Annotated in this window: 7 protein-coding genes; 1 reads left to right on the forward strand and 6 read right to left on the reverse strand. The window is 68.6% G+C overall.

The window, feature by feature from the left end:
* Window positions 1-42: 42 nt before the first annotated feature.
* The 6 genes from ACWF0M_RS07825 to ACWF0M_RS07850 are packed head-to-tail and all read right to left on the reverse strand — an operon-like array spanning window position 43 to window position 9,582.
* The gene (locus tag ACWF0M_RS07825) at window positions 43-729 is read right to left on the reverse strand and encodes a sirohydrochlorin chelatase (RefSeq protein ID WP_452234850.1); all 687 of its coding nucleotides are present in this window, start codon (window positions 727-729) and stop codon (window positions 43-45) included.
* The gene (locus ACWF0M_RS07830) at window positions 726-1,853 is read right to left on the reverse strand and encodes a uroporphyrinogen-III synthase (RefSeq protein WP_452234851.1); all 1,128 of its coding nucleotides are present in this window, start codon (window positions 1,851-1,853) and stop codon (window positions 726-728) included. Before ACWF0M_RS07830 ends, ACWF0M_RS07825 begins: the two co-directional genes overlap by 4 nt.
* Window positions 1,843-2,187: a nitrite reductase small subunit NirD gene (gene nirD, locus ACWF0M_RS07835; RefSeq protein ID WP_452234852.1), complete on the reverse strand. Its 345-nt coding sequence runs from the start codon at window positions 2,185-2,187 to the stop codon at window positions 1,843-1,845. The genes ACWF0M_RS07830 and nirD overlap by 11 nt, the downstream gene beginning before the upstream one ends.
* The gene (nirB, locus tag ACWF0M_RS07840; RefSeq protein ID WP_452234853.1) at window positions 2,184-6,089 is read right to left on the reverse strand and encodes a nitrite reductase large subunit NirB; all 3,906 of its coding nucleotides are present in this window, start codon (window positions 6,087-6,089) and stop codon (window positions 2,184-2,186) included. Before nirB ends, nirD begins: the two co-directional genes overlap by 4 nt.
* Window positions 6,086-8,218: a molybdopterin oxidoreductase family protein gene (locus ACWF0M_RS07845; protein WP_452234854.1), complete on the reverse strand. Its 2,133-nt coding sequence runs from the start codon at window positions 8,216-8,218 to the stop codon at window positions 6,086-6,088. The genes nirB and ACWF0M_RS07845 overlap by 4 nt, the downstream gene beginning before the upstream one ends.
* Entirely contained in the window at window positions 8,215-9,582 is a 1,368-nt protein-coding gene (locus ACWF0M_RS07850; protein ID WP_452234855.1) for an MFS transporter, read from the reverse strand. Before ACWF0M_RS07850 ends, ACWF0M_RS07845 begins: the two co-directional genes overlap by 4 nt.
* Window positions 9,583-10,062: 480 nt before the next feature.
* Between ACWF0M_RS07850 and ACWF0M_RS07855 the strand changes: the two genes are divergently transcribed.
* Window positions 10,063-10,251: a hypothetical protein gene (locus tag ACWF0M_RS07855; protein ID WP_452234858.1), complete on the forward strand. Its 189-nt coding sequence runs from the start codon at window positions 10,063-10,065 to the stop codon at window positions 10,249-10,251.
* Window positions 10,252-10,453 lie beyond the last annotated feature (202 nt).

The raw sequence follows: 10,453 nt of genomic DNA on the forward strand, positions 1-10,453 counted from the left end.
GGCAGTAGTCGTATACGTACTGTCGAGCTGCAGATCCTAGGCTCACGCGCACGACAGCAGGGCGGTGCGGCGGGCTTGGTTGTAGCGGGTCAGGGCGAGGGTGGCCAGGCGGGGGTCGGGGGCCAAGGGGGCCGTGACGGGGTGGGGGTGGGCTTGGCGGCGGATGAGGTTGTGGAAGGTACCGGGGGCAAGGAGGTACGTCGCCACGGCCAAGCGGCCCGGGGTGCGGGACACGACGTCGGGGAGGCGGGTGCCGGCGCCTGATACGTAGGCCACCTGGACCGGTCGGTCGACGCGTGCGGACAGGAGTCTGGCGGTTGTTTCGCAGTCGGCCAGGGCGCGCGGGTCGGAGGAGCCGGCGGCGGCCAGTACGACGGTGTCCACGTGGGACAGGTCCCCCAGCCGGTCCGCGAGGATCTCGACCAGCACGGGATCCGGACCCAGCGCAGCGGCCGCGTGAACCTGCCCGGGGTAGCGCAGCGCTTCGGCGGCGACGTCGACGTACACGTGGTAGCCGGAGCTCAGCAGGAGCGGTACGACGACAGCGTCCTCAGCACCCGTAGCGATGCGGCGAACGAGAGACGGGAGCGCCGGCGTGAGCAGATCGACGAATCCCAACGAAATAGGAAGGTCCGGCCGTTGACGAGCCATCTCCCGGACGACCTCGTGCACCACCCGGATACCGCGCGGATCCGCCGTACCGTGGGCCACCGCCACAAGATCGGTCATGTCGGAACGCCCGCCGGTTCGACAGCGAGCCGATAACCACGCCGTACGACGGTGCGCACCAACTCGGGACGACCAACCGCAGTACGCAGCCGATTCACCGTCACCTCGACCGCGTGCACGTCCTCCGCACCGGGCAGGACAGCCAGCAACTCAGGACGCGACACGACATCGCCCCCGGCCGCAACCAGCGCCGCCAGGACAGCGCGCGGCCCGGGACCCAGCGGCATTACGACGCCGTCCAGCACGGCCGCCCCACCACGGATCACCAACTGCCCGAACGCCGTTTCGATCGACCGCGCGTTGTCGTCGGTGAGCCGATCGGTCACGATCCGGATCAGCGCACCCAGCCGGTACCGGTCCGGCACCAGCGGCTCCAGCCCCAACGCCCTGAAGGGTCCCGCAGTCACAGGACCGACGCAGGCGTTCAGCGCCCGCCCGGTCCGCAACGCCGACGTGAGGTCGTCGTACTGCCCGTTCAACGCCGCCGCGTCGAGCATCGCCTGCGCACCTGGTGCCGACGTGTGTACGACGGCGTCGACGGTCCCCGCGCAGACCTGCGAGATCATCCGCTCGACAGCGACCGGATCGGGCGACGGCCCCCACCGGTACACCTCCAGCCCACGCACCGACCCACCGGCCGCCCGCAAGGCATCCTGCAACGCGGGATCCGACAAACCGTGCAACTGTACGACGATCTTCCGCCCGACGACGCCCTGCGCGCGCAACCATTCGACCACCTCGGCCGTCGTCTCCGACCGCGCCGACCAGTGCTCGACCAGCCCGGCCGCGCGGATCGCGCCGCGTGCCTTCGGACCGCGGGCGAGAAGCCGCGACCGCTCCAACGTCCCCAGCAGATCGGCGGCAAGCCCTGCGGTATCGGCCGCCTCGACCCACCCGCGGAACCCGACCGCGGTGGTGACCACGACGTCGTCCGGCGGGTTCGCGATCACCCGCCGGGTCGCCTCGATCAGCGTGTGGTCGTCGGCGACCGGCACGATCTGCAGGGTCGGCGCGTGCAGCACCTTCGCGCCGCGCCGCTCGAACGACGCGATCAGGTCCTCCGCACGCCGATGCGCCGTGATGGCGATCGCGCAGCCGCTGAGCGGCCCCGGCCTAGTGGTCACCTGGACCCACCACGACCTGTCCGTCGACGACCTCGACCGGGTACACCGGCAGCGCCACCTCCGGCTCGTCCAGGCACACCCCGGTGCGCAGATCGAAGACCTGCTTGAACATCGGCGACGCCACCGTCGGTACGTCGCCGCGGCTGCCGACGATGCCCCGCGACATCACGTTCGCCCCGCTGAACGGATCCTGGTTGCCGATGGCAAACACCTCGTCGTCGTGCGTCCGGAACAACGCGATCTGCGTGTCCCCCAGCAGCGCCGCGACACCGCGCTCCGGCAGCAGTTCCTCCAGAGCACAGATCACCGTCGCTCCAACAGCCGCGATCGTCATCGGCGTACCTCCAATCGAGGGCCGGCCAGCAGCACCGGCTCCAGCTGCCCGCGTTCGGCCGAGGTGGCCGGGCGCGGCTGGTTGCGCTCGACCACGTACCGCAGGTCGGCGTCGGGCTGGTCCGGCGCGTTCACGAACGACACGAACCGGGCCAGCTTGCCGGGATCGTTCAGCGTCGCCTGCCACTCGTCGACGTACGAGTCGACGTGCTTGGCCATCGCGGCGTCCAGGTCGGCCGCGATCCCAAGGCTGTCGTCGAGTACGACGTCCCGCACCTGATCCAGACCGATCTCGCGCATCCACACCGATGTCCGCTGCAGGCGATCACCGGTGCGGACGTAGTACATGAGGAACCGATCGATCGCCTGGAACAGCTGCTCGTCCGTCAGGTCCGAGGCGAGCAACTCGGCGTGCCGGGGCGTCATGCCGCCGTTGCCGCCGACGTACAGGTTCCAGCCCTTCTCGGTCGCGATCACGCCGACGTCCTTGCTGCGCGCCTCCGCGCACTCCCGCGCACAGCCGGAGACGCCGAGCTTGAGCTTGTGCGGCGACCGCAGCCCGCGGTACCGCAGTTCCAGCGCGATCGCCATCCCGACCGAGTCCTGTACGCCGTACCGGCACCAGGTCGACCCGACGCACGACTTCACGGTCCTGAGCGCCTTGCCGTACGCATGTCCCGACTCGAACCCCGCGTCCACCAGTCGTTTCCAGATCGCCGGCAGCTGCTCGATGCGCGCCCCGAACAGGTCGACCCGCTGGCCGCCGGTGATCTTCGTGTACAGCCCGAAGTCACGCGCCACCTCGCCGATCGTGATCAGCCCCTCCGGCGTGATCTCACCACCGGGAATCCGCGGTACGACGGAGTACGTGCCGTCCTTCTGCATGTTGGCCATCACATGGTCGTTGGTGTCCTGCAGCGTCGCGCGCTCGCCCTCGAGCACGTGACCGGCCGGGTCCAGACTCGCCAGAATGGACGCGACCACGGGCTTGCAGATGTCGCACCCGCGACCGCTGCCGTGCCGCTCGACGATCTCGCTGAACGTCCGCAGCTCGGTGATCCGGACGACGTCGAACAGCTCGGCCCTGCTGAGTGCGAAGTGTTCACAGAGCGCCTTGCTGACCTCGACCCCGGCCTTGGTGAGCTCGGTGTCGAGCAGGTTCTTCACGATCGGCAGGCAGGAACCACAGCTCGTGCCTGCCTTGGTCTTCGCACACACCGACTTGATGTCGGTGCAGCCCTCGTCCCGCACGGAGCACCGGATCGTCCCCGCAGACACGTTGTTGCACGAGCACACCGGCGCGTCGTCCGGCAGTTCGAGCTGTACCGGACCGGAGCCCTCGGGCAGCAGGAACGCGGCTGGGTCCGCCCCGAGCTCCCGGCCGACCATCGGCCGGAGTCCGGAGTACGCCGACGCGTCGCCTACGAGGATGCCGCCGAGCAGGGTACGGGCGTCGTCGGACAACACGAGCTTCTTGTAGACACCGGCCACCGGGTCGGCGTACACGATGTCCAGCGCGCCCTCGGTGGCGCCGAACGCGTCACCGAAGCTCGCGACATCGACACCGAGCAGCTTCAGCTTCGTCGACGTGTCCGCGCCCGGGAACGTCGCTTCGCCGCCGAGCAAGCGGTCGGCGACGATCTCGGCCATCGTGTAGCCGGGGGCGATCAGGCCCCACACGCGCCCCTCGATACAAGCCACTTCGCCGATCGCCCAGACACCAGGAACGGACGTACGGCAGGCTTCGTCGACCACGACACCGCCGCGCTCGCCGATCTGCAGCCCGGCTTCGCGGCCGAGCTCGTCACGCGGCCGCACGCCGGCCGCGAAGACCACCACGTCGGCCGGCAGATCGGGGCCGTCGGCAACAGCCATCGCGCGGGCCGCACCCTGCGGGGTGAGTTTCACGCGCTGACACTGCGTCCCGGTCAGTACGTCGACGTCGAGGCCCTCGATCAGCCGGGCCAGCGCGGAACCGCCGCCCTCGTCGACCTGCACCGGCATCAGCCGGGGCGCGAACTCGACGACCTTGGTCGCTGCCCCTAAAGCTGTTAGTGCACCGGCGGCTTCGAGGCCGAGCAGACCACCGCCGACGACGACACCGTTGACCTGCTTGCCTTCGCTCTTCAGGCGTTCGACGTACACGCGGAGTGCGGCGACGTCGTCGACGGTCCGGTAGACGAAGCAGCCTTGCGCGTCGTTGTTCTTCACCGGCGGGACGAACGCCGCGGAGCCGGTCGCCAGGACGAGTTCGTCGTACCCGACCTCCTCGCCGCGCGCTGTGGTGACGGTCTTCGCCGTCGTGTCGATCGAGGTGACCTGTACGCCCTTGCGCAGGTTGACCGCCGGGTCGTCCCAGAGGTCCGGGTCGCCGAGCGACAGGTCCTGCGGGTCGCGGCCGGAGAAGTAGCTGGTCAGCGCGACCCGGTCGTACGGCAGCCGCGGCTCTTCGCCGAAGACCGTGATCCGGTAGGTGACGTCGGTGTCGCGTTGCCGCAACGCCTCCACCAGGCGGTGTGCGACCATGCCTCCGCCGACCACCACCACGTGCTTGGCCTGGTTCAGCTCTGCCATCGTCGCCCTCCTGCTCGGGACTGGTTCGGTCTCGCCGCGCCGGAAGCGGTCGAGCAGTTCGCCGACGGCGCCGGTGCAGCTTCCGCACCCGGTCGTCGCCCGCGTCGTGGCGGCGATGCCGGCGACACTGTCGGCACCTTCACGCCAGGCCGCTTCGATCGCGACCCTGGTGACGCCGTTGCACCTGCAGACGGTCGCCACTTTCTTGTTCTGTACGGCGTTGTTCTGTACGGCGTTTTCCGCGAACAAACCGTCCGCGACCACCGGCGTACCTCTGTCGGCCAGCAGCACCAGCTCCGCGGCGACCTCGGGGGCACCAACTGCCACGGCCGACCGCACCACACCGTCCCGCAGGACGGCCCGCACGTACCGCGACCCGTCCTCGAGCCGGACCACTTCCCCGGCTTCGTCCTTGTCGCCGAGAACAAGCAGGTCGAGGCCGCCGGCCGTCACGCGCACGACCTCGTAGCCGGGTAGCTGCGTGGTCTCGTTCATCAGGTGCTTCGCCAGTGCCTCGGCGTGTGTCCACGCAGCGTCGACGGTGCCGGTGACGCGGCCGTCGATCTCGGCGCAGTCGCCGATCGCGTGCACCCGTGGGTCGTCCGGGCTCGTCAGTGTGTCGTCCACGACGATTCCGTCGCGCACCGTCAGGCCGGTCGCTAGGTCGGTGGCCAGGTCGGTGCGGGCCCGGACACCGCACGCGACGACCAGCAGATCGCCGAACACCTGGCGGCCGTTCCGCAGCCTGAGGGCGCGGAAATCGCCGTTCCTTGTTTCCGTTCCGTCAGTTTCCGTGTTGAGGAGCACCTCGATGCCGAGCTTCCGGACCGCGCGCGTCACGCGACGTCCGGCGGACGCGCGAATCGTCTTGTCCAGCAGGGTTTCACCGTCGTGCACCAGCGTGACCGCGACTCCACGTTCACGCAGCGCACAGGCAGTCTCAACCCCGAGCACCCCGCCCCCGAGAACAACGGCACGCCGGGCCGCCCCGGCCGCCGCAACCACCACCCGTGCGTCGTCCATCGACCTCAGCAGCTGCCCGCCCTCGATGCCCTCCGGAACCACCGGCACGGCGCCGGTTGCGAACACCAACCGGTCGTACTGGTACTCCCGGCCGCGATCGTCGGTTACAACCCGCCGTACCCGATCTACCGCCACCGCAGTCCGGAGCAGCTCGTTGCCAACAGCAACCTCCGCGCGGCCAGCGACGTACTCGGTCAACCGGCCCCGGTTGTACGACGGCTCGTCGCCGAGGACCGTTACGTCGTACTCCACTAGCTGGGCCAGCCGCCGCCCGGCCATCCCACCGCCGATGATCACTACTCTCATGCCGACACCCCTGTTGCTGGCAGGGCAGCGGCGGTGACTTCGACGGCACACGCCTTGAACTCGGGCATCCCCGATACCGGGTCGAGGGCGTCGTTGGTCAGCTCGTTGACCGCCTCGGCGCCACCGAAGTGGAACGGCACGAAAACGGTGTCCGGCCGGACGTCGGCCGTCACCCGGGCCGGCAGCATCATCGATCCGCGCGCGGTCCGCAACCGCAGTGGACGCCCGTCGCCGATCCCTAACTGCGCGGCGACCCGCGGATGAATCTCGGCGTACACCTCCGGCTCGGCCTCCGCCAGCTCCGGAACCCGCCGCGTCTGCGCGCCGCTCTGATAGTGCTGTAGCAACCGTCCCGTCACCAGATAGAGCGGTGCCTCCGTACTGAGATCGTCCGCGACCGGCCGGTGATCGACCGGTACGACGTGCGCGCGCCCGTCCGCCGTCGGAAATCCGTCGGAAAACAACCGCGGCGTTCCCGGATGCCCGTCGTGCGGCACCGGCCAGAACAACGCCTCGTCCGCATCCAAGCGCGCCCATGTGATCCCCGAGTAGTCGGCCTTCCCGCCGGCACTCGCCCGCCGCAGCTCCTCGAACACCTCAGCCGGATCCGTCGAAAACCCTGGTACGCCGAGCCTTTCCGCGATCCCTGCGAACACCGCGAGATCGCTCCGCACCTCACCCGGCGCGGCCACCGCTACACGCCGCCGCAGTACCCGGCCTTCGAGGGACGTCATCGTCCCGTCCTCCTCGGCCCACTGCGTGACCGGAAACACCACGTCCGCGAGCAGTGCGGTTTCCGAAGGTACGACGTCCGCGACAACCAGCAGATCGAGCGATGCGAGGTGCTCCCGTACCGACGACAGATGCGGCGCCGACACAAGCAGATTGCTCCCGTGCACCAGCAGCGCCTTCGGACCATCCGCCGTACCGAGCGCATTGATCAGCTCGACCGCGCTCTTCCCCGGCCCCGGCAACTCGTCCGGATCCACACCCCAGACACCAGCGACGTACTCCCGCGCCGCCGGGTCCGAGATGCTCCGGTATCCAGGCAGCTGGTCCGCCTTCTGCCCGTGCTCACGACCACCCTGCCCGTTTCCTTGCCCGGTGATGCAGCCATACCCGCTGCCCAACCGGCCAGGCAGGCCAAGCGCCAACGCGAGGTTGATGCAAGCAGTCACCGTGTCGGTGCCCTTGCTGTGCTGCTCAGCCCCGCGGCCCGTCAGGATGAACGCCCCGGCGCCACCATGCACCGGAGCAGCAGCCGCCAGCACCCGCGCCGCCCGCCGGATCGTCGCGGCCGGCACACCAGTCACCCGCTCGGCCCGCTCCGGCCACCAGGACGCCGTCGTACGGACGAGCGCGTCAGGATCATCCGTCCGCTCCTGCAGGTACGCCGTATCCGCCAGACCTTCCTGCAGCACCACGTGGGTGAGCGAGAGGACCAATGCGAGATCGGTGCCAGGCGTTGCCTGCAGGTGAATTCCAGCGTTTTCCTCAGTCAGTCCGGCGGTGGCGGAGCGACGCGGGTCGACGACCAGAAGTCCACCCGTGTCGCGTGCGCCCTGCAGATGCGCTACCGCCGGCGGCATCGTTTCCGCGATATTGCTGCCGACCAGCAGGACCGCACCGGCACCGCCCAGATCGGCCAGCGGAAACGGCAACCCGCGATCGATCCCGAACGCCCGGTTCGTCGCCGCGGCCGCCGACGACATACAGAACCGGCCGTTGTAGTCCACATTCGCTGTCTTGAGCGCCACGCGGGCGAACTTGCCCAGCGCATACGCTTTCTCGTTCGTCAGCCCGCCGCCACCGAACACGGCGATCGCGTCCCGCCCGTGAGCGGCCTGCAACGCCTTGATGCGGTCGGCGACGAAGTCCAGCGCGGTGTCCCAACTCGTCTCCACCAGCTCGCCCGCGGCGTTGCGGACCAGCGGCATGGTGAGCCGGTCCGGCACCGTGAGCACCTCGGGAGCCGTCCAGCCCTTACGACACAACCCACCGCGATTGGTAGGAAAGTCGCGCGGCTGCACGGTGACAGTCCTTGGTGCTGCACCCGGCCGAGCGACCGGGTGCAACGTGGTGGCGCACTGCAGAGCGCAGTACGGACAATGAGTCGAAACAGCCGTCACACGCGCTCCCGGGTGAGCGGGCCACCCTTGCGCAGGTAGCAGAGGTACGTCACCGCGAGACAGACCACGTAGAAACCGCAGAACACGTAGAGCGCCGGGATCAGCGATCCGAACTGGCTCGTCGACATCGCGAATCCGCGCGGGACCAGGAAACCGCCGTACGCGCCGACCGCGGACGCGATCCCGATACACGCCGCCGCCTCACGCCGGGCCCGTCCCGAGTCGTCCGGCGTCGTGAGCCGGAAAACCGCCGGAATCATCCGGTACGTCGATCCGTTGCCGATTCCGCTGGCCACGAACAGCACCAGGAAACTGGCCAGAAACGCCGGGAAACTTTCCGACTTGAGCGCGACCACCGCGGAAAGGATTCCGAGGCCCATCACCACGAACGAGCAGACCGTCACCCACGCGCCGCCGACCTGGTCGGACAACTTGCCGCCGAACGGCCGCGCGAACGACCCGACCAGGGCGCCCAGGAACGCGAAATGCGCCGGCGTGATGTCCGGGAAAGTGGTCTTGATCAGCAGCGGGAACGCCGCCCCGAAACCGATGAACGACCCGAACGTGCCGATGTACAGGAACGAGATCACCCACGTGTGCGGGCGTTTCGCCGCGGCGATCGACGTACGGAACGACGAGTTCGCCACCGAGAGGTTGGCCATCGCCTTCCAGGCCCAGAACGCGGCCAGCACGATCAGCGGCAACCACATCAGACCGGCCCGGTTCAGCGTGAGACCGGCGCCCGCGACGATCACGATCGGCACCACCAGCTGCACCACCGCGACCCCGAGGTTTCCGCCGGCTGCGTTCACGCCGAGCGCGAAACCCTTTTCCTTCTCCGGGTAGAAGAACGAGATGTTCGTCATGCTGCTGGCGAAGTTTCCGCCACCGACACCAGCCGTCGCCGCGACCAGCGCCATCAGCCAGAACGAGGTGTCCGGCTGCGTTATGAAGTACGAGAGCCCGGCAGTCGGGATCAGCAGCAGCAACGCGGAGAAGATCGTCCAGTTCCGCCCACCGAACCGCGGTACGGCGAACGTGTACGGCAACCGCAGCGTCGCGCCGACCAGGCTCGGCAACGCGACCAGCCAGAACAGCTGGTCGGTGCTGTAGGTGAAGCCCGCCTTGGGCATCGACACCACGACGATGCTCCACAGCTGCCACACCGAGAAGCCGAGAAACTCGGCGAAGATCGAGGGCCACAGGTTCCGCCGGGCCAGCGCCCGGCCTTTCCCGGCCCAGAACGTGGCGTCCTCGGGATCCCAGACATCGATCCACCGCCCGCGTCGCGGCGCTTCGACCGTTCCGACCGTACCGGTCTGGTCGCGGGGAGTGACGACCTCCGGTCCTGCCTCGAGCGTCATCGCGTGTCTCCGATCATCCGACCTGTTCGATTAGGCCAGGACGCTATGACCGGGGTGTTTCCGCGTAGTCATCTTGTTGTTACGCCGCCGAAACGGGTCCCGCACACCCCTCCAGGGGAGGTGAGAGGTTCCGGGCGGTCGGAAAGCTGAGCGAGGTCCAGCAGAACGACACCGCCAACTTCCTTCCGAACAGGCCGAGTCGACGGTGGTCGCCAAGCAGGACCAGACGGTGCTGTTCGCGGTCGCGGACGCACTGCGTCCCGACATCAGACAAGACCTCACACCGAATGGTCTACAGGTCTTCGTCACCGGCCCGGGCGGGGTGTTCGCGGACTTCGTGATCGCGTTCAGCGGGATCCTGCTCGCCGCACTCGTGGTCTGTCCGCTGGCGAAGAACGGCGTACTACAACTGAACGGCCGAGCCAGGGCATCCTCTTCATCCTGGTCGTCGGCGCCACGACCGACTACTCGCTGCTGCTCATCTCCCGGCACAAAGAGGAGCTGCACGACTACGACAGCAAGTACCAGGCGATGCGGTACCCGCACCGCACCGCCCTGCACTGCATTGCACTGGAAGGACAGTGTCGCGTGGACAGAGCACAGCCGGCCCACCTTGGCGCTCCCGACAAGTCACGTCACCCCTCCGGACCACCCACCACCGACCCGTGACCGCCGCCGCATACACGTTTCCTGGCACGCCGCGCCTGTGACATTTCCCCTTGTGGACAAGGAGAAACCAGCCCGCCACCGACTTGAACCCGCCACCCCGCATAGCATAGAATCAAACACATGTTCGAGGAAGATCTGGAGTCGCTCCCCACCCGCGACCTGCTGGAAAACGCCGCGGAATGCCGCGCCACCGCCAACCAGG

The organism is Kribbella sp. NPDC055110, from assembly GCF_053607525.1.

What these genes read in the sequence shown, in the direction of transcription:
- ACWF0M_RS07825 (WP_452234850.1), bottom strand. Translation starts at nt 729, where the DNA reads ATGACCGATCTTGTGGCGGTGGCCCACGGTACGGCGGATCCGCGCGGT.
- nirD (WP_452234852.1), bottom strand. Translation starts at nt 2,187, where the DNA reads ATGACGATCGCGGCTGTTGGAGCGACGGTGATCTGTGCTCTGGAGGAA.
- ACWF0M_RS07850 (WP_452234855.1), bottom strand. Translation starts at nt 9,582, where the DNA reads ATGACGCTCGAGGCAGGACCGGAGGTCGTCACTCCCCGCGACCAGACC.
- nirB (WP_452234853.1), bottom strand. Translation starts at nt 6,089, where the DNA reads ATGAGAGTAGTGATCATCGGCGGTGGGATGGCCGGGCGGCGGCTGGCC.